Origin of the sequence: Chryseobacterium culicis (assembly GCF_900108365.1) — a bacterium.
Lineage (GTDB): Bacteria > Bacteroidota > Bacteroidia > Flavobacteriales > Weeksellaceae > Chryseobacterium > Chryseobacterium culicis.
Genome location: NZ_FNWQ01000002.1, coordinates 656,367 through 675,629, shown reverse-complemented (window position 1 = coordinate 675,629; position 19,263 = coordinate 656,367). Strand labels below are relative to the sequence as shown.

Sequence of the window (19,263 nt, the reverse complement as noted above, 5' to 3'; positions counted from 1 at the left end):
TTTATACATTTATAGAACGTATTGCTGAATAAAAACACTTTTAACAATGGAAGAAAGATTCCAGCCTGATGCCATCATCATCGGAACCGGACTGGCAGGGCTTACTGCTGCCATGGAAATTACAAATAGCGGAAAAAAAGTACTGCTGTTGGATCAGGAAACGGAGCAGAATATTGGCGGCCAGGCTTTCTGGTCATTCGGAGGATTATTTCTGATCAATTCGCCCCAGCAAAGAAGAATGGGAATTAAAGATTCCTATGAGCTGGCATTACAGGACTGGAAAGGAACTGCCGGATTTGACCGTCCGGAAGACTACTGGCCCCGCCAGTGGGCTGAAGCTTACCTGAAATTTGCAGCTGGTGAAAAGTATCGATACATTTCCAGACTGGGGATCAGACTTATGTTTATGGTAGGCTGGGCAGAACGTGGTGATGGTTCGGCTACAGGTCATGGAAATTCCGTACCGCGTTTTCATGTCAGTTGGGGAACCGGTACGGGCGTAGTAAAACCTTTTGTGGAAAAAGCTTATGAAGCTCAGCAAAAAGGGCTGCTTCAGATGAAATTCAGACATCGCGTCACCGAACTTACAGAAGAAAACGGGAAAATAAAAGGGGTTAAAGGAGATATTCTGGAAAATGACACGCAAGAAAGAGGAGCTGAGACCAACAGAAATATCATTTCCACTTTTGAATACACCGCTCCGAACATCATCATCGCTTCCGGAGGAATTGGTGCCAATCATGAGCTGGTAAGGAAAAACTGGCCGGAAAGGCTGGGAAAAGCACCTGAAAATATGATATGCGGCGTTCCTGCTTATGTAGATGGGAAAATGATTGGCATTGCAGAAAATGCAGGTGCTCACATTATAAATCCAGACAGAATGTGGCATTACACAGAAGGCTTGCAAAACTGGAATCCTATATGGCCAAACCACGGAATCCGTATCCTGCCGGGACCATCTTCCTTATGGTTTGATGCCAAAGGGAAACGGCTTCCCGCTCCTTTTCTTCCGGGATTTGATACATTGGGAACTTTAAAATATATTCAGGAAACGGGATTTTCCTATTCCTGGTTTATTCTGACCCAGAAAATTATTAAAAAAGAATTTGCGCTTTCCGGCTCAGAACAGAATCCGGATATTACCAATAAAGACTACCCTCTTTTTCTGAAGCGTATTTTTGGTAAAAAAGCCCCTGGTCCTGTAGAAGCTTTTAAAGAGCACGGAAAAGATTTTATTGTATCAGACAATCTGGAAGACCTTGTGAAAAGAATGAATGAACTTGCCGGAAATAAACTTTTACATTATGAAAGAATAAAAGCTCAGATTGAAGCCAGAGACAGAGAACTGGACAACAAATTTTCTAAAGATACTCAGGTTAATTACATCCGGAATACCAGAAATTATTTAGGGGATAAATTAGGGCGTGTAGCCTCTCCCCATAAGATCTTAGACGCTGAAAACGGGCCTTTGATCGCTGTACGTCTTAATATTTTAACCCGTAAAACATTGGGCGGAATAAAAACCAATCTGAACGGTCAGGTATTGAGAGAAGATGACAGTATCATTGAAGGGCTCTATGCTGCAGGAGAAGCGGCGGGCTTTGGAGGAGGCGGAATGCATGGCTACAGAGCTTTGGAAGGTACTTTTTTGGGCGGCTGTATTTTTTCAGGAATGAAAGCCGGAAAATACATTGCGGGATTATAAACTTAATAATATGGTTGGGTATGAGCAGTTATTTTGATGAAAAAGTTATCTGGATCACAGGAGCATCATCAGGCATCGGAGAAGCGCTGGTAAAAAACCTGGCAAAGAGCAGCAATGCAAAGATTATTCTTTCGTCCAGAAAAGAAGAACAGCTTCATTCGGTGGTTGGGAAAGCTGGTTTGAATAAAGATCGGTATGCGGTAATCCCTTTAGATCTTAAAGATTATAAAGAAATGCCTTCCGTTGCAGCAAAAGCAATGGAGCCGTTCGGAAAGATTGATATTTTGATTAACAATGCCGGACTTTCGCAACGTTCGTTAGCTCTAGAAACGCATATTGAAGTGGATAAACAGCTTATTGATATTGATTATATTGGTACAGTAGCTCTTACAAAGGCTGTCCTACCTTATATGATCAGAAATAAAGGAGGACATATTGCTGTGGTGTCCAGCCTTATGGGAATATTCGGAGCTCCTATGAGAAGCGGATATGCAGGTGCCAAGCATGCTTTGCATGGTTTTTTTGATGCATTACGGGCAGAAGTATTCAGTCAGAACATTAAGGTTACCATCATTTGTCCGGGTTTTATACAAACTGAGATTTCTATTAATGCGGTTACCGGAGACGGTTCGTTGCAGGGAACAATGGATGAAGCAACAAAGAATGGAATGCATGTCGCTGTTTTCGCCAAAAAGATGCTCTCCGCCATTGAAAAACAGAAAAAGCAAAAAGCCATAGGCGGTAAAGAAGTACTAGCCGTCTATCTGAAGAGATTCTTTCCGGATCTACTGGCGAAGATAGTCCGTAAAGCTAAAGTGGTATAAAGAAAAAAGCACCATTCAATTATGAATAGTGCATTTATAGTCCATTAGCAGCATCTGTGGATCTCTCTATCAACCTCCCGGAACCTGTGCTTTCTCATAGATCAGTCCTTCATTTTTCAGTTCTTTCCAGAAGTCAGAAGGAATATTGGTATTGAGAGCTTTCATATTATCTTTCACCTGTTCAGGCTGGCTGGCTCCGGGAATGATGGATGCAAATTCATCAGAAGCCAATACGAAGTGAAGCGCTGCATCAATAAGGCTTATATTATATTTTTCTGCAATGGAGGATATTTTTTCCCGTTTCTCATACATGCCTTTTGGAATTACATCCTTGTAATTATAACGTTCCCTGCCTGCTATGTATCCGGAATTATATCCTGCTCCTGAAACTAGCTTTACACCTGCTTTCCGTACTGCGGGAAGAAGTCTGTCCACAGCATCTTCATGCTCAAGAATTGAATATTGGGTTGCTGAAAGACAGATATCCGGATCCGCAGACTGAATACAATCCAGAATAGGCTCAATTTTATTAACGCCCATTCCCCATGCTTTTATCACGCCCTGGTCACGGAGCTCGGAAAGAATTTTGAAAGCACCCTTTTGGGCCTGTTCCAGAAAGTAAGGATAGCGGTCACCTACCTGATCTTCAGACAGATCATGAATATAAACAATATCAATATGACTTAATCCTGTTCTTTCCAGACTTTCTTCTATAGATTTTTGTATAGCATCCGCGGTGTAATCATGAAAAAAATCGTAGTTAAGAGGATTCTTCCACATGGTAGGAGGTACATCGGATTCAGGAACCTGATGGAAAAGCCTTCCCACTTTAGTTGAGAAAATAAAATCATCCCGGTCTTTATCTTTAAGAAAGTTTCCAAATCTCCTTTCACTTTTGGTAAGTCCGTACCATGGAGAAGTATCATAATACCGGATCCCAGTGTCCCAGGCACTCTGTAGAATGTCGTGAGCCTGTTCATCTGTAATATTTTCAAATGCGGTTCCTATTGCTACACCTCCTATTCCAAGTCGGTGCTTTTCTGTTAAAATGTGTGATTTCATACGTGAATATTTAAAGTGTTGGATGATGGGTAAAATACAAACATCGTGCTGTCCCGGAATAAAATGTTAAAAAGAAAATAGGTGCCGAAGAATGAAATTCTCAGTGAGAGCGTACTGTAAGGCGATACAGTTACTTTTTACATTATGTTAAATATTTGTTTTATAGCTCTTTTGGTCTTGTTATTGAATGAAATTCAGTACACCATTTGAAATAATCACATATGAAAAAGCATATTCTAATCGTAGGAGGAGGATTTGCGGGCATTAACCTTATCAAATCGCTCAAAAATGACAAAAGGTTCAGAATAACCCTTGTTGACAAGAACAATTATCATTTTTTTCCGCCACTTATCTATCAGGTAGCGACTTCGTTCATAGAAGCTTCTAATATCAGCTATCCTTTCAGAAAATTGTTTTCAGAGAATAAAAATGTGAAATTTCACATGGGAAGCCTGCTCAGGGTGAATCCTGAAAGCAGAACCATTGACACTGATACCGGAACTCTCAGCTATGACTATCTGGTGCTGGCATTGGGAACCGAATCTAATTTCTTCGGGATGGAAAATGTGAAAAGATGTGCCCTTCCGATGAAAAATATAGAAGAAGCGCTTTACCTGAGAAATCATATCCTGCTGACGCTGGAAGAAGCTGCCAGAAATAAAAATATTAAAGAAGCCGAAAAACTTCAGAACATCGTTATTGCGGGAGGCGGTCCTACAGGAGTAGAATTGGCAGGAATGCTTGCGGAAATGGGAAAATATATTGCCCAGAAAGAATATCCGGAAATCAAACTGGGACTTTCCAATCTTTATCTGATTGATGCTCTACCTACCCTGCTTTCACCGATGAGCCAGCTTGCTCAGAAAACAGCTTATGAAAAACTGAAAGAATTAGGCGTAAAAATTCTTCTGAATGTTTCCGTAAAAGATTACACAGACAATAAGGTGATCTTAAGTGACGGAAGCTCTATAGAAACCGAAACCCTGATCTGGACTTCAGGTGTTATTGGCAAAGAAATTCCTGGACTGCCGGAAGAAACTATAGGAAAAGGCAGAAGAATACTTGTAGATGATTACAATAAAGTGGTTGGAACTGCCAATATTTATGCCGTAGGAGATCTGTGCCTGATGCTGTCTGAAGAAAAATATCCTAAAGGACATCCACAGCTCGCCCAGGTTGCCATTCAGCAGGGTAAGAATCTGGCAGCTAATTTTAAACGGATAGAAGATGGTAAAGTCCTTGAGCAGTTTCGCTATCATGATAAAGGAAGTATGGCTATCATATCCAAATACAATGCAGTGGTAGACCTTCCGAAACATTCCTTTAACGGTTTTACGGCATGGCTTACATGGCTTTTTATCCACATTATTCCGCTGGTAGGGTTTAAAAATAAAATTCAGCTGGCTGTAGACTGGTTTAGATTATTTATTACCAATAATCCGTCCATCAGGCTCATTCTGTTTCCGAAAAGAAATACAGGAAACGGATAACGATAAAAAATAAAAACACTTAAATTGATCATATTATGAAAAATCAGAGAAGACCTCCTTTTTTTGGAGAAACAGTAGTGATTACGGGAGCTTCAAGCGGTGTCGGCAAGGCTGCGGCAGAAGCTTTCGCAGAGCAGGGAGCAGATCTTGTATTGGCAGCCAGAGGTGAAGAAGCCCTTACGGAAACTGCAGAATTATGCAGAAAACTTGGTGCCGCGGTCATCGTTGTTCCTACAGATACTTCTGTTGCTGAAGAAGTCCAGAACCTTGTAAAAGAAGCCCTTGAATTCACAGGAAAAATAGATTATTGGGTCAATAATGCGGGAGTGCTTGCATTTGGTAAATTTGAAGAAATTCCAGTAGACGTAAATGATCAGATTGTGAAAACCAATCTTTTGGGGTATATGCATTCCGCACATGCGGTGCTTCCTGTTTTTAAAAAGCAGAAAAGAGGGGTGCTGCTTAACAATATTTCAATCGGAGGCTGGATGCCTGCGCCGTACGGAACAGCTTATACAGCTTCTAAATTCGGAATCCGCGGAATGGTAGAAACCCTGCAGGGGGAAGTATCAGATTTTCCGGATATTCATATCTGTGCGCTTTATCCTGGTTTTCAGAAATCTGCCGGGATAGAACATGCTGCTAATTATTCAGGAATTAAGCTCAGTACCCCTCCGCCTTCTTTTGATCCCCGTCAATTGGCTGATGCTATTGTAAAAACAGCTAAAAATCCTACTGATGCCTCTTATCCGGACTGGTCAGCGGTAGTTTTTAAAAACCTATATGAAATATTCCCGGGAGTGATCCGCTATGTGTCTTCTGCAGGAATGAGAATGGTCATGAAGAAAGCCAATAAAGAGGAAAATACATCGGGAAATACCAAGAAGCCTTCTGACGGAAATATGAGCATTGACGGAAAGACATTATTCTCTTTTTCGAGGAAACCGCTAGTACTGGCAGCCGCCGGAGTCATTGGAATACTGGCTGTTGGAGCGCTTTTTTCGGGAAAATCTAAAGAAATAAGATAAGACTGATAGAAATAAACAGTCATCAGTATAGTATGAAAAAGGAGTGATTACTATGTTTTTTTGTGATATATTTCATAAATTTACGCAACTGTATCAAATCTGATGGCAGCATAAAATGTTTCGGCGGTGAAAATTCACAACAAAAAAAAATACCTCAGTTTCCTTAAATTTAAAAGAGATTTCCAGAAATACGGATTAGAAAAAGCGCGCAGTTATGAGCTTATTCTGCACTGGCTGAACAACAGGCTGAGCAGAAATCAGTTTCTTGTTCTTTCGGGAATTCTGGTAGGCTGTACAGCTGGTCTGGCAGGAGTGATTCTGAAAACCCTGGTACACAATATTCATTATTTCATTACCAATAAGGTTCATTTTGAGTATCAGATATTATTTTATATTGTTTTTCCTTTTTTGGGAATTGTTCTGACTACGATGATCGTTCTGACAATATTTAAAGGTCAGGACCGTAAAGGTATCGGAGCAATTTTATATGAAATTGCCCAGAATTCCAGCATTGTGGCTTCCGTTAAAATGTATTCTCAGGTCATTCAAAGTGCTGTAACCGTAGGATTGGGAGGGTCAGCAGGACTCGAAAGCCCTATTGCGGTTACCGGAGCTGCCATTGGCTCCAATTATGCACAAACCTACAGACTGAGCTATAAAGAACGTACTTTACTGCTTGCTGCAGGAGCTACTGCAGGTATTGCATCTGCATTCAATGCTCCTATTGCCGGGATTATGTTTGCTTTTGAAATTCTGCTAACCGGAGTCGTTTTTACAGATTTTATTCCATTGGTGGTTGCAGCTGTCTGCGGAAGTCTTTTGTCAAGGATTTTACTTCAGGAAGATGTTCTTTTCAGGTTTTATACCAGAGATCCGTTCAATTATAAAAATGTTCCGTATTATCTTATTTTAGGAATTGTTACAGGATTATATGCCCGTTATTTTGTTATTATTTCTCAAAAAGTTGAGCATTTTATAAAGGGTCTTCAGCTGTCGAAAATGCGTAAAGCAATGTTTGGCGGTGCTGTACTTTCCCTGTTATGTGTTCTGTTTCCTCCTTTGTTTGGAGAAGGCTATGAAACGGTAAAGGCTTTTACTAACGGAAATACCTACTCTATTATCGAAAACAGCTTTTTCAGATATTTTGAAATCGGAGACTGGACGATTATCGTCTTTTTGGTTCTGGTATTGCTTTTAAAGGCATTTGCAACATCATTTACCATATTCAGCGGCGGGAACGGCGGAAACTTTGCTCCTTCCCTTTTTGCAGGAGGAACTTTAGGGTATTTGTTTGCATTGGTTTGTCAGCATATTGGTTTCACGGACGTTCCGGTAACCAACCTTGTACTGGTTGGGATGGCGGGTGCCATGAGTGGTGTGCTATATGCCCCGCTTACGGCTATATTTCTGATTGCAGAGTCAAGTTTTGGATATGATTTATTTATCCCGTTGATGATAGCCTCCATCATCTCTTATCTTATTGCCAAATGGTTTTCCCCGATTTCTCCGGAATTAAAATCATTGGCCGATGAAGGAAAAATATTCACGAATAAGCATGATAAAAACCTGCTTTTTGCCTTAAGGACCGAAGATTTTATTGACAAATATTCACAGACTATTAATGAAAATGCTTCCGTTACCGAACTTTTTGAAATGGTGAAAAACGGTGATAAAAATATCTTTGCGGTAGTGGATGAAAGCAGAAAACTGAAGGGAGTTCTTACGCTGGATGATATAAGACCTTATTTATTCAATAAAGAAATTGAAAATTCTCAGACGGTAACCCAGATCATGAAAGCTCCGCCAGCTGTTCTTCACCGAGAAAATAAACCTCTGGATATTCTCCAGACCTTTGATGATACGGGAGTTTGGAATCTTCCGGTAGTGAATGACAGCAATGATTTTATTGGGTTTATTTCGAAATCATCAATATTAATGAGCTACAGACAGCTTCTGAAAGAATACTCCGATTAATATTAAAAACAGAATATAACAACTGGAAAACTGAATTCCCATCCTTTGGAGGGGTGCCGAAAATTCAAAGAATTTTTGACGGGGTGGTTAGCGTTGCCAAATAACAAAAAAATCCGTTCATGGCTGAACGGAATTTTTTTAGTCTATACTGAAAGTTGAAAAAATCAGTTGCTTGCATTATTCAGAAGATCAATATCCTCCTGATCCAGAACAAGTTTTGGCGCATTAAATAGTGTTTCGAGCTGTGATGCGCTGGTCGCACTTACAATGGGTGCTGTGATCAGTGGGTTGGAGAGAAGCCATGCCAGCGAAACTGTTCCCTGATTGGTATTGTGTTTAGCGCTCACCTGATCAAGTGCTTGTAAAACTTCAAGCCCTTTTGGATTTAAATATTTTCTTACTCCTTCACCTCTGGCACTTTTTGCAAGATCTTCTTCATTGCGGTACTTGCCGGTTAAGAAACCTGCAGCCAGAGACCAATACGGAAATACGCTTAAGCCAAACTCTTCTGCCAAAGGCGCATAATTTTTTTCAAAGCCGTCTCTTTCCATCAGGTTATAATGCGGTTGTAAAGCAGCATATTTAGGAAGATTATTTTTTTCAGCAGCTTCAAAGGATGCTCTCAAACGTTCCGGAGATAAATTGGAAGCCGCAATATAGCGTACTTTTCCGGCTTTAATAATCTCATCATAAGCTGAAAGGGTTTCTTCTACCGGAGTGGTATTGTCATCAAAGTGCGTATAATAAAGATCAATATGATCCGTCTGAAGCCTTTGCAGAGACTCATCTACAGATTGTAAAATATGTTTTTTACTGATATCATAACCATGCTCTTTAGTTTCTGAACCTACTTTCGTTGCCAGAACAATCTCGTTACGGTTACCTCTGCTTTTCATCCATTTTCCGATGATCTCTTCAGACTGTCCGCCCTTTCCGTTCACCCACCATGAATACGTGTCTGCAGTATCTATAAAATTAAACCCGGCATCGGTAAAGCGGTCTAATATATCAAATGACTGTTTCTCATCCAGCGTCCATCCAAAAACATTTCCTCCAAAATTAACCGGCGCAATCGTTAAATCAGTGTTTTTGATTTTTCTTTTTTCCATAAAAATAATGTTTACTAAGTGAACTCTAAGGTAAGGAATATTAACCTACAGAGAGATTTAAAATGACCATTCCGGCTATAGTTATTATAAATGGAAATGCTGATGCTCCCTGAAATTTTTGGTTAAAACTTCCTGAAATGCACAAAGATGAAAAGTAAAGAACCAATTTCTTTTTTGCATACTCTATCTACAGTGAAATTGACTGAGGTTCAAAACGTTCCTGCTTCTTAAAGAGATCTGTTGTAATAAAACCTTGCGCCCTGATGCATTATACCGTAATTGATGCTAAAAATAAAAACAGCCCATGTAAAAAGCTGTTTTTATTATCTATCAATTAAAAAATACGGTTATTTTTCAACCTGTGGAATCTCAATAGCGGTAAGCTGAAGCCTGTATTCCTCTAACTGCGGGTTGATTGTGGATAAACCGTTGCTGAAGTATGATGATGCTTTAAAAAGCTCATGATAATAGGCAATTCCTTCGAGAACATTTTTCCTGAAAGCATTCCATTTTTTGGTCTGAGAATGGGTAATCTGTACTGCAGATTCTGAAATCTCCTTTTTCAGGTAATCCACGTACATTTTCAATTCGTTGATGAACATATTCGGGCGCTGGCTGTCGGAAATAATATTGGTATTACCATAAATATGTTGTACCATTTCCGAAAGAGAAACTTCTTTGTCAAAAAATGCAATATTGGGTCCCGGGCAGATCACTACGCCCTGCTTCTCCCCTTTAATTTCAAGATTTTGCTCCAGGTAAGCAGAGTTTACAAGTCCAACACACAGGCAGGCTTTATCGGTAATTTCTGATTTTCTTTTATTGAATTCTTTTTCAGTTAAATTTTCCCTGATGCCGGACAGCTCTTTCAGTTTGATATCCTGATATTTTCTGGATGCGGTACAGGTTCCTTCCTGAGAAAATTCTTTGTTTAATGCCAGAAGTTTTTTGGGGCATGAGCTTCCATATTTGCCTTTTGCTTCTTTTTGATGCTTCAATACATCATTAGATGTTCCCTTTACGGTATTGAACGGCACTCCTAACGGCGAAATATTGCTCAGATAAAAATCCTGCTCTTTAGCTTGTAAAAGTAAACTTCGGGTTTCTCTGTCCACAGAAGTTGCTTCCGGAACCAGTAAAAAAGGAGAGCCCCATCCTACGCTGTCTACGTTGTAATAAGCCAGTAAAAACTCATGCTCTTCTGAAGTTCCCACTCCCCCCTGAACGGTAATTTTCATTTGTAACGGCTCATGAACAGTGGGTTTTCCCTTTTGTTCCAAAGCAGCCGTCATTAAGGCATGAGCAGATTGTATCAGATCGTTTTTTTTCTGCTTAAATTCTTCCATAATCGGCCCAAGAAGCATTCCTTCGGTAGCAAAGGCATGGCCGCCGCAATTTAATCCGGATTCTATTCTGTATTCAGAAACCCATAATCCTTTTTTAGCCAGGAAATTTCCCTGAATCATAGCAGAACGGAAATCACTTACTTTAAGAATGATCTTCTTTTTGATCTTACCATTTTCATCCGGGAAAAAGTCATCAAATTCTTCCATATAGCTGTACAGACGGGGATTCATGCCTGCGGAAAGCACCATTGATGATGATAATTTGCTATTGGCAAAACCACGCAGTGAAGCATGCGCATCGTTATACATCACAGGAAGCTGCTCATTATTCTGATAATTGTCTTTATCTACTTTCGTCATGATATTGACGTCAATACTTCCCGGTTGTATAGTTTCAATAAAGCTTTTGATCGTAGAGCTCCAGTTGCTGTTTTGAATCAGATTTTGAAGGCTGTTTTTAAGATCTGAGGTATTGGGAAGCATAGCGATGAAGTCTTTCAAAGCCTCTTTATTTTTGCTGATTTCCTGTTTGAAAGATTCAAATTTTTCATTCACGATATCATCTACCATATCCAGATAAGCTGTCACTCTTTTTGCTCTGTAATCCTCTGTTCTTGTTGAGATCCCGAAATACTCAAGGTTGAACTTTTGGCTGTAAAAGTTCTTCATTTTTTCCAGAATTTCATCATCAATGATAGAGATTACGGAAGAAATTCCATACTGAGCAACACGAATAGGGCTGTCTATGGTGTAAGCCAGTCCCATTACCGGAATATGGAAATTGTGCAAAGGTTTTTTTGTCATAAAGTTTTGATAAAAGTTCTTTTGTTATTCATCTAAAAATCCTTTACAACTATTCACTTCCTAAAAATATTATTTTAAAATGAATTATGCATTAAATAGTATTTGTCAATATGTAAAACATGTCAAATGTCATGTTTCGCTCTTCATTAACGCAAAATAACAATGATTCGGGTGCTTATTTTGAGAAGGCAAAGAAGTTTATTTTTAGTCATAATCATAAAAAAGACCATTCGAAAGAATGATCTTTTTTATTGATATAGAATTTATTTAATACTATTCTGCTTTGTTTTTAAGCATCATAAGAAGACTGTAAGCTCCTTTCTGTACAATTTTCTTATCCTTTAAAAAATCGGCTTTTAAAATCTCTGTAAACTGGTCATCTGAAATTCCGGTTACTATGGGAATCATTTTATAGTTAAATTTTCCCAGGTCTTCAAAAACATAATTTTTGTTTTCAAAGGAAACTACCGCTTCGTTGGGAAGGCCTTGTGTATAACGGCTGCTGATATTCACTTCGGCATTTACGTACATTCCTTTTACCAATTCAGTATTCACAGAAGATAATTTGGCGATTGCCGTTGCAGAACCTCTGTTTTCAATACTCGGAACTACACTGACAATTTTGGCATTGAACTTTATTTCGGGATTTTGATTGTTGTATACCAGAATTTCCTGTCCTGCTTTTACATCATTCATATCATTTTCAAAAATCTTTAGCTCTAAAAGTAATCCAGCCGGATTAATCAGCTCAAACAAAGTGTCTGCGGGGTTGATATACTGTCCGTTATTGACGAGAATTTTGCTTACAAAACCTGTAAAGGGAGCGTAAATATTGATTTTACTTCTGATATTTCCTGTACTCAGGCCTTTTGCATTGATTCCGATGATTCTCAGCTTTTCTTCAAGCCCTTTTAAGGTGGCATTAAGTGTAGAATAATCAGCCTGAGCAGTCTGCATGGTTTTATCGCTGCTTGCTTTGCTTGTATTCAGCTCTTTCTGACGGTTGAAATTCAGTCTTGCGGCTTCAAGCTGGGCTTTTGTCACCAGATAATCCTGCTGCAGCTGTATAAACTGCGGATCTTCTACCACAGCAAGCACCTGGCCTTTGTTGAAATGGCTTCCGTTAATCACATTAATAGACTTGATGTGTCCTCCCATAATACTGGAAACCGAACTGATGTGCGATGGCGCAATTTCTGCTTTTCCGTTCAATCTTATCAGTTTTTGCATATTCCTGTTCTGAATAGCGGTGGTTGTCAGTCCTACTGACTGAATCTGTTTTTCTGTAAGATGAACGGAGTTTTTATTATTTTTAGAAAACTTGGTGTTTTCATACACTGTTTTTTCCTCTTTTTTACCTGAACATGAAGATAAAGTAAGGATGAAAGCAAGGCTGTATAGGGATATATTCCTGAAATGCATGATGGTATTATTTTGAAATTAAGAATTGAAGTTCAGCTCCGATCTGATTGAGCTTTTCCAGCTGGTCTATATAATCTGACTTGGTTTTTACGGCCTGATTTACCAGTATTACCCAATCCAGATAGTCTATTTCTCCCGCTTCTATCTGTTTCTGTGCTGTTTTTAAAATAATTTCAGATGTTGGGAGCTGTTTTTGTTCATAATTTTCAATGATGCGCTGTTGGTTCATGTAATTATTCAACTGCTGATTCAACCTGTTTCTGAGCTCAATTTCTTTTCTCTGATACTGATTTTCCGAGATGGCAATTTTAGCCTGTGCTGCTTTTGCCAAAGCCCTTTGTCCCTTGGTAAACAATGGAATTCCTACACCTACCTGAACCGAATTAAACCTGTTATTGTTGATGTTTTTCATACTCTGATTGGTGTATCCGACAAGAAGGTCCGGAAGCAGTCTGCTTTTTTCAAGCTGTACTTCTGCCTCTCCTACTTTGATTTGCTGCTGCAGATATTGAAGCTCAGGATGCTGCTTCACCATTTCTTCCGAAACCTGAAGGCTAATATTCATCACAGGCTGATCGGCGACGGGCTGATAAGGACTTGCGGACTGTAGTAACAACTGAAGCTGAAGCTTTGCGATATTCAGATCATTTTCAAGCGAATTGAGCTGTACCTTTACCTGCTCTTTCTGGATTTCAGCAGTGGATTCCTCCAGAATATTAGCCTCTCCTTTCTTTAGTCTTAATCCAGCCTTGTCTGCAAAATTATTATACAGCTGACTGATGTATTCCAAAACTTTTTTCTTCTCCTGAAGTACCAGTATTCTGTAAAAAACATCTGTAACTTCTTTGGTGAGCTGCGTTTTGGTCAGATTCTGACTGATAACACTGGCAGACCATTCAGCATCCAGCATTTGTTTTCTTTTTGAATATACAGTCGGAAAGCTGAATCTTTGAGAGATTCCGAATGAATTATCGGTTTCCTCTCCCTGAATCTGTCCAAAACCACCGGTAATTTCCAGTTGGGGAATATCAAGATAACTGGCTTTCAGTTTTTCCTGATAATCTGATACCAACTTTGAGTTTTTAAGCGTACCATTCTGCTGGTATGCTTTTTCCAAAGCCTGATCATAAGTAATGTTTTCCTGAGCCTGATTGGTTCCGAAGGATAATAACAACAAGAAAACAGACAGTTTTTTATAGTTAAGTTTTTTTGAGAATTTCATTTTATTTTTATTAATATGTTCAAACAGGACGTATAAAATTGGAAGGACAAAAAGGGTTAAAAGGGTTGCAAGCATCAACCCTCCGATAACAACAGTTGCCAAAGGTCTCTGTACTTCGGCTCCTGCACCGTTGCTGACCGCCATGGGAAGAAATCCTAAAGAAGCGACAAAAGCAGTCATCAAGACCGGGCGGAGCCTGATTTTTGCCCCTATAAGCACAATTCTGCTGGTGTTGGTTATTCCATTATTTTTCAATCGGTTAAACTCTGATATCAAAACAATTCCATTAAGTACGGCAACTCCAAACAAAGCGATGAATCCTACCCCGGCACTGATGCTGAAAGGCATTCCTCTTAACGCCAGAAAATAGATACCTCCAATTGCAGATAGCGGAATGGCTGTGTAGATCAGCAGACTGTGTTTTACAGAACCGAAAGCAAAGAACAGTAGCAGAAAAATCATTACTAACGAAACAGGAACGGCTATGCCTAATCTGGCTTTGGCTTCATTCAGATTTTCAAAGGCACCTCCATAAGAAATGGTGTATCCCGGTGACAGTTTGAGACTTTTACCCGCTTTTTGCTGAAGCTCTTCTACGATGCTCTGAACATCTCTTCCTCTGGCATTAAATCCTATAATAATTCTTCTTTTGGTATCCTCTCTCTGAATCTGATTCGGACTGTTTTTAAGTTTCACTTCAGCAAGTTGAGACAATGGAATCTGCTCTCCTGAAGGTGTAGGAACGAGAAGATTCTGAATGCTGGTAATGTCTTTTTTATATTCATTATCCATCCTTACAACGATATCAAATTTCTTCTCACCTTCATACAAAGCACCTGCAGTCTGGCCGGCAAAGGCCATATTGATGACTCTGTTGATATCTGCTACAGAAATATTGTATCGTGAAAGCTCAGAGCGGTTATAATCGATCACAACCTGCGGAGCACCTACTACGGGTTCAATATAAAGATCCTGAGCTCCTTTTACGGTATTGATAATGCTTCCCATCTTTTTTGCATAAGTGGCAAGGCTGTCCAGGTCTTCGCCGTAAATTTTGCATACCACATCCTGTCTGGCTCCGGTCATCAGTTCATTGAAGCGCATTTGGACCGGAAACTGAAAGCTGGTTGTAAGTCCCGGAATAACGCTTAATGCTTTACTCATTTTATCAGAAAGCTCAGGGAAGGATGCTGCTGAAGTCCATTCTTTTTTAGGTTTCAAAACAACAATCATATCTCCGGAATCCATCGGCATAGGTTCAGTAGGAATTTCGGCACTACCGATCTTCATTACCACCTTTTCCACTTCAGGAAACTGTGTTAAAAGAATGTGTGCGGCCTGTGTGGTTGCTTTCTTGGTTTCACTGATGTTACTTCCCTGTAGTACTCTCATTTCAACAGCAAAATCGCCTTCTTCCAAAGACGGAATAAACTCCCCTCCCATTCCGGAAAGGGTGAAAACAGCGCCTGCAAACAGAATGAATACACCTGCAATAATAGTTTTTCTGAATTTCAGGGCTTTTATCAGCAGCTTTTGATGTCCGCTTTCCACTTTGCCCATGACGCGGTCTGAAATATTCTCTTTTTCTTTTTTCTTTCTGCTTAATACCAGTGCGCTCATCATCGGAATATAAGTCAGGGAAAGAATAAATGCGCCAATCAAAGCAAAAGCAACGGTCTGAGCCATAGGCTTGAACATCTTTCCTTCAATTCCCTGAAGCGTAAAAATCGGAAGATAAACAATTAAGATGATGATCTGTCCGAAAACGGCACTGTTAACCATTTTTGTGGCAGAACGGGAAACCTGGTCATCCATCTCTTTTTGACTGAGCATATTGTCTTTACCAAAATACTTTTTATGGGCAAGCTGATGCAGCACGGCTTCTACAATAATAACAGCTCCGTCTACAATAAGTCCGAAATCCAATGCTCCCAGACTCATCAGATTTCCTCCAACCCCGAAAATATTCATCATAATAATGGCGAAAAGCATGGCTAAAGGAATCACAGAGGCTACGAGTAATCCTGCTCTGAAATTTCCCAAAAATAAAACCAGAATAAAAACAACAATTAAAGCTCCTTCCATCAGGTTGGTTTTAACGGTACTAATGGTGTTGTTCACCATTTTAGCACGGTCAAGAAAGGGCTCAATCACCACGCCTTCCGGTAATGATTCCTGAATTTTTTCCAGTCTTTGCTTGATATTTCCGATCACTACATTGGCATTTTCTCCTTTCAGCATCAGGACAATTGCTCCGGACACTTCTCCGGTATCATTATAAGTCATAGCGCCATACCTTGTCGCATAACCAATCTTGACAGATGCTACATCTTTTATATGAACAGGAATACCATCTTTGGTTTCCGCTACCTGAATGCTTCCAATATCTTCTGTACTTCCCAGAAGTCCTTCGCTACGGATAAACAGAACGGTTTCTTTCTTTTCAATGTAGGCACCGCCAGTGTTCTGATTATTCTTTTCCAACGCTGTAAAAACATCATTGATGTTGATGTTAAAAGCTTGTAATTTATTAGGGTTAATGGCAATTTCGTATTGCTTCAGTTTTCCTCCGAAACTGCTGACATCTGCGACACCTTTAGTTCCGAGAAGCTGCCTTCTGACCACCCAGTCCTGAATGGTTCTCAGTTCAGTTTCATCATACACATTTTCGTATCCTTTCCTGGCTCTTACCACATATTGGAAAATTTCACCCAGTCCGGTTGAAATAGGTCCTAATTCAGGCTTTCCGATTCCGTCCGGAATATTATCCTGAACAAGCTGCAAACGCTCCTGAACCTGCTGACGTGCCCAATACACATCTGTATTGTCATCAAAAACTACAGTCACTAACGAAAGTCCAAAACGTGAAAAGCTTCTAAGCTCTTTAATTCCGCTAATGTTACTGGTAGCCTGCTCAATAGGAAAGGTTACAAGCCGTTCTATATCAGCGGCCCCATAAGAAGGAGCTGTAGTGATGATCTGAACCTGGTTATTCGTAATATCCGGCTGGGCGTCAATAGGAAGTTGGGTGGTTTCATAGACTCCAAAAAGGATGAGTGCCCCTGTAAACAGAGCAATGATGAGTTTATTCTTTACAGAAAACTCAATGATTTTATTTAACATGGAAAAATAATTATTGATAATCCGGAATGCTTTACAAAGCTGAAATTTCTCTGCAACTCAAGCCTTCAAACAAAATGTCTTCAGTCAATTTAGTTCAGATGTAAGCATTCATACAATGCATTACGGATTCATTGATAGGTAACAAGAATAGATTACTTTAAGTATAAAACATAAAGCAGTAATTTTCAATGTAAAGGTTGGTTAAGAAAGCCGCGGAGGCTGGAAAATCTGGGAAAGATATTGATTGGAGAATCCTTTTTCCTTGTAGATACTGCATTTCTTTGAAGCAGTAATTTCCTTAGGTTTTTGTATTTCAAATGAAAGTTCGGGAAGCTGCGCGTGCACCGTTAATACGATTGGCGGATTGATAAATGGCAGTTTTTGATCAGAATCCCAGTCGGAATCGTGTTTGTGATTATCATAGTGCTCTATAACAAACTCTGAAAAGCTTCCGTGATATTCCATAAAGTGCTCAACAAACATAGGTACCTTCAGTACTTCCCCCGCATTGGTGGTAGCCAGTACATACATCATTGAACATAATATGGAAAACCATTTTAACATGGATGCAAATATAAGGCTTAAATTTTTCCTGAGGAGTCTCAGATATTAATTTTTTGAGAATTTTAGCCAGTTTAAAAGCAGTTTAAATAGATAATAACTCTTCGTAATCATGTTAGATTTGTCAAACAAAAATCAAAGCCTTGATTTCAATCTGCTCAATGTCTCCTGCAATAAAGGTGGCAATACATCCAAAAGCTATTGATGAAAAGGCCAGGCTTAATCCCTGTCCGGATATAGCCCCGGTTACTTTTTAAAACGGAGTTCTTACATGATCTTTATCTACAACAGATGGAAGTTTTGCTGTAGAAAACCAGCTGAAAAGTGGAAGCAGCGCGATTAAGACAAAAGCCGGCAGAATATTATATTCTTTACTCAGTGCAATGCTGACTGGTGCCCCAGTAGCTATCCCGGCATACATGGCAATGCCATTTCAGGTCATTACTTTTCCGGAACTGGAAGCTCCTGCTAAGCTTATTCCCCAGGTTAATGCTCCGGTAACCAGAAAGCTCTCACCGATCCCATGAATGATCCTTGCCATCACTAAAACAGCAAGTGCCGCAACCGGGTGGGCTTTCAGTAACAAAAAAGGCAGAAAGTTGTCAGTCGATATTTAGAAAACCATCAGTAAGCTGTTTCCACTGCATTTTGGCAGTTCCCATCATGCCTCCGGCGGCAATGGCAAGATTTCTTATAATATCAAGAACGTTAGCATTGAGATTGGGTCTTTCATTTCTTCCGTACACTGCAGCTTTCAGATGGGCAGGGTTTCTGGAGATCATAAAAGTAGAACTGGACGCAGCACTGTAGAAATGTGCGATATGTTTACTTTTTTTATGCTGAGGATTTCTGGAGGGCCTGCAGATCATTGATATGCTTTCCGAAAAGCTGTCCTGATAGAAACACATATCCGTGATTTCTACCCAATCATATCCTTTGGCTTCAGCTTCTCCGGGCCCCGGTATGTCAATCCGGATAAAATCTCCTTTCTGAGGTTCACGGTCTACAGCATTTCCATTGGAGTCATAGAGTTTAAATCCGGCAAACTCCTCACCGGAATACTCTTTCCATTTATTGACTGAAAAGAATCGCTCTTTCAATATTTCAAACTTCAACGGAATCAATTCCTGCCTGAACAGCATTCTGCTTTCCGTATCATGGAAACCACCGAATTTTTGTGTAGGAACTCCCTTGAATGTTTTTGGACCCATGCAATTATATGTTTTGGAAAAACTACTACAAAAACCGTACTGATTTTATGCGCAGAGTCATAAAAATGCTAAACACTTGTTTGATTTTAAGCCTAAATAAGCCTTATTTCAGGAATAATTCACTTTTAGTGAATTTTTAATTCAACGGAAAAAACCGCACACAATTCATCAGATGGCGAATTATCTTCAATAGCGGATATTTTTATACAAAGAATTCAATAATCTTAAAAAAAATTAAAATCATTTAAAGAATAATTATTTTTAGTTAAAATAAATAATTTTTAAAAAAAATGAACTTATAGTGTCTTGTATAACGGGATTTTTGCTTATATTTGTGAATCGAAATAATTTTTTTTCATCATTTGTGTTTTTTTAAGGTCTT

At 39.5% G+C, this 19,263-nt stretch carries 14 protein-coding genes; 5 read left to right on the top strand and 9 right to left on the bottom strand.

The features are described from left to right. The first annotated feature begins 46 nt into the window (after positions 1–46). On the top strand, positions 47–1,705 hold the full coding sequence (locus BLW74_RS09345) for an FAD-binding dehydrogenase (protein WP_089692145.1): 1,659 nt from the start codon (positions 47–49) through the stop codon (positions 1,703–1,705). Positions 1,706–1,725: 20 nt separating this feature from the next. Continuing rightward, positions 1,726–2,529, top strand: coding sequence for an SDR family oxidoreductase (locus BLW74_RS09340; RefSeq protein ID WP_089692143.1), 804 nt, complete (start codon positions 1,726–1,728; stop codon positions 2,527–2,529). A gap of 69 nt (positions 2,530–2,598) precedes the next feature. Here BLW74_RS09340 and BLW74_RS09335 read toward each other — a convergent pair whose 3' ends face one another. Further along, positions 2,599–3,591: an aldo/keto reductase gene (locus BLW74_RS09335; RefSeq protein ID WP_089692135.1), complete on the bottom strand. Its 993-nt coding sequence runs from the start codon at positions 3,589–3,591 to the stop codon at positions 2,599–2,601. A 221-nt stretch (positions 3,592–3,812) separates the two neighbouring features. Here BLW74_RS09335 and BLW74_RS09330 point away from each other — a divergent pair, with 221 nt between their 5' ends. From BLW74_RS09330 to BLW74_RS09320, 3 genes are all read left to right on the top strand, one after another. After that, positions 3,813–5,081 (top strand): NAD(P)/FAD-dependent oxidoreductase, encoded by a 1,269-nt coding sequence (locus BLW74_RS09330; protein ID WP_089692132.1) that lies wholly within the window; start codon positions 3,813–3,815, stop codon positions 5,079–5,081. Between the two features lie 35 nt (positions 5,082–5,116). Further along, entirely contained in the window at positions 5,117–6,109 is a 993-nt protein-coding gene (locus BLW74_RS09325) for an SDR family oxidoreductase (protein WP_089692129.1), read from the top strand. 126 nt (positions 6,110–6,235) lie between these two features. Further along, complete coding sequence (locus tag BLW74_RS09320; protein ID WP_089692126.1) at positions 6,236–8,083, top strand: chloride channel protein; 1,848 nt, start codon at positions 6,236–6,238, stop codon at positions 8,081–8,083. 164 nt (positions 8,084–8,247) lie between these two features. Here BLW74_RS09320 and BLW74_RS09315 read toward each other — a convergent pair whose 3' ends face one another. The 8 genes from BLW74_RS09315 to BLW74_RS09290 all read right to left on the bottom strand — a co-directional run bounded on the left by BLW74_RS09315 (position 8,248) and on the right by BLW74_RS09290 (position 18,881). Further along, on the bottom strand, positions 8,248–9,192 hold the full coding sequence (locus tag BLW74_RS09315; protein ID WP_089692121.1) for an aldo/keto reductase: 945 nt from the start codon (positions 9,190–9,192) through the stop codon (positions 8,248–8,250). A 347-nt stretch (positions 9,193–9,539) separates the two neighbouring features. Then, positions 9,540–11,342, bottom strand: coding sequence for a hypothetical protein (locus tag BLW74_RS09310; protein WP_089692118.1), 1,803 nt, complete (start codon positions 11,340–11,342; stop codon positions 9,540–9,542). Positions 11,343–11,615: 273 nt separating this feature from the next. Beyond that, positions 11,616–12,764 carry an efflux RND transporter periplasmic adaptor subunit gene (locus tag BLW74_RS09305; RefSeq protein ID WP_089692114.1) on the bottom strand — a complete coding sequence of 383 codons (1,149 nt, stop codon included), beginning with the start codon at positions 12,762–12,764 and terminating at the stop codon, positions 11,616–11,618. 7 nt (positions 12,765–12,771) lie between these two features. After that, positions 12,772–17,109, bottom strand: coding sequence for a CusA/CzcA family heavy metal efflux RND transporter (locus BLW74_RS09300; RefSeq protein WP_089692110.1), 4,338 nt, complete (start codon positions 17,107–17,109; stop codon positions 12,772–12,774). A gap of 201 nt (positions 17,110–17,310) precedes the next feature. Further along, the gene (locus BLW74_RS09295) at positions 17,311–17,643 is read right to left on the bottom strand and encodes a hypothetical protein (protein WP_089692107.1); all 333 of its coding nucleotides are present in this window, start codon (positions 17,641–17,643) and stop codon (positions 17,311–17,313) included. A 280-nt stretch (positions 17,644–17,923) separates the two neighbouring features. Continuing rightward, a complete protein-coding gene (locus BLW74_RS22415; protein WP_167358405.1) occupies positions 17,924–18,091 on the bottom strand; it encodes a hypothetical protein in 168 nt (55 codons plus the stop codon). 12 nt (positions 18,092–18,103) lie between these two features. Further along, positions 18,104–18,256 (bottom strand): hypothetical protein, encoded by a 153-nt coding sequence (locus BLW74_RS22410; protein ID WP_167358404.1) that lies wholly within the window; start codon positions 18,254–18,256, stop codon positions 18,104–18,106. Between the two features lie 16 nt (positions 18,257–18,272). After that, positions 18,273–18,881, bottom strand: coding sequence for a hypothetical protein (locus tag BLW74_RS09290; RefSeq protein ID WP_089692104.1), 609 nt, complete (start codon positions 18,879–18,881; stop codon positions 18,273–18,275). Positions 18,882–19,263: the final 382 nt, after the last annotated feature.

What these genes read in the sequence shown, in the direction of transcription:
- BLW74_RS09345 (WP_089692145.1), top strand. Translation starts at nt 47, where the DNA reads ATGGAAGAAAGATTCCAGCCTGATGCCATCATCATCGGAACCGGACTG.
- BLW74_RS09340 (WP_089692143.1), top strand. Translation starts at nt 1,726, where the DNA reads ATGAGCAGTTATTTTGATGAAAAAGTTATCTGGATCACAGGAGCATCA.
- BLW74_RS09335 (WP_089692135.1), bottom strand. Translation starts at nt 3,591, where the DNA reads ATGAAATCACACATTTTAACAGAAAAGCACCGACTTGGAATAGGAGGT.
- BLW74_RS09330 (WP_089692132.1), top strand. Translation starts at nt 3,813, where the DNA reads ATGAAAAAGCATATTCTAATCGTAGGAGGAGGATTTGCGGGCATTAAC.
- BLW74_RS09325 (WP_089692129.1), top strand. Translation starts at nt 5,117, where the DNA reads ATGAAAAATCAGAGAAGACCTCCTTTTTTTGGAGAAACAGTAGTGATT.
- BLW74_RS09315 (WP_089692121.1), bottom strand. Translation starts at nt 9,192, where the DNA reads ATGGAAAAAAGAAAAATCAAAAACACTGATTTAACGATTGCGCCGGTT.
- BLW74_RS09310 (WP_089692118.1), bottom strand. Translation starts at nt 11,342, where the DNA reads ATGACAAAAAAACCTTTGCACAATTTCCATATTCCGGTAATGGGACTG.
- BLW74_RS09305 (WP_089692114.1), bottom strand. Translation starts at nt 12,764, where the DNA reads ATGCATTTCAGGAATATATCCCTATACAGCCTTGCTTTCATCCTTACT.
- BLW74_RS09300 (WP_089692110.1), bottom strand. Translation starts at nt 17,109, where the DNA reads ATGTTAAATAAAATCATTGAGTTTTCTGTAAAGAATAAACTCATCATT.
- BLW74_RS09295 (WP_089692107.1), bottom strand. Translation starts at nt 17,643, where the DNA reads ATGATGTATGTACTGGCTACCACCAATGCGGGGGAAGTACTGAAGGTA.
- BLW74_RS22415 (WP_167358405.1), bottom strand. Translation starts at nt 18,091, where the DNA reads ATGTATGCCGGGATAGCTACTGGGGCACCAGTCAGCATTGCACTGAGT.
- BLW74_RS09290 (WP_089692104.1), bottom strand. Translation starts at nt 18,881, where the DNA reads ATGGGTCCAAAAACATTCAAGGGAGTTCCTACACAAAAATTCGGTGGT.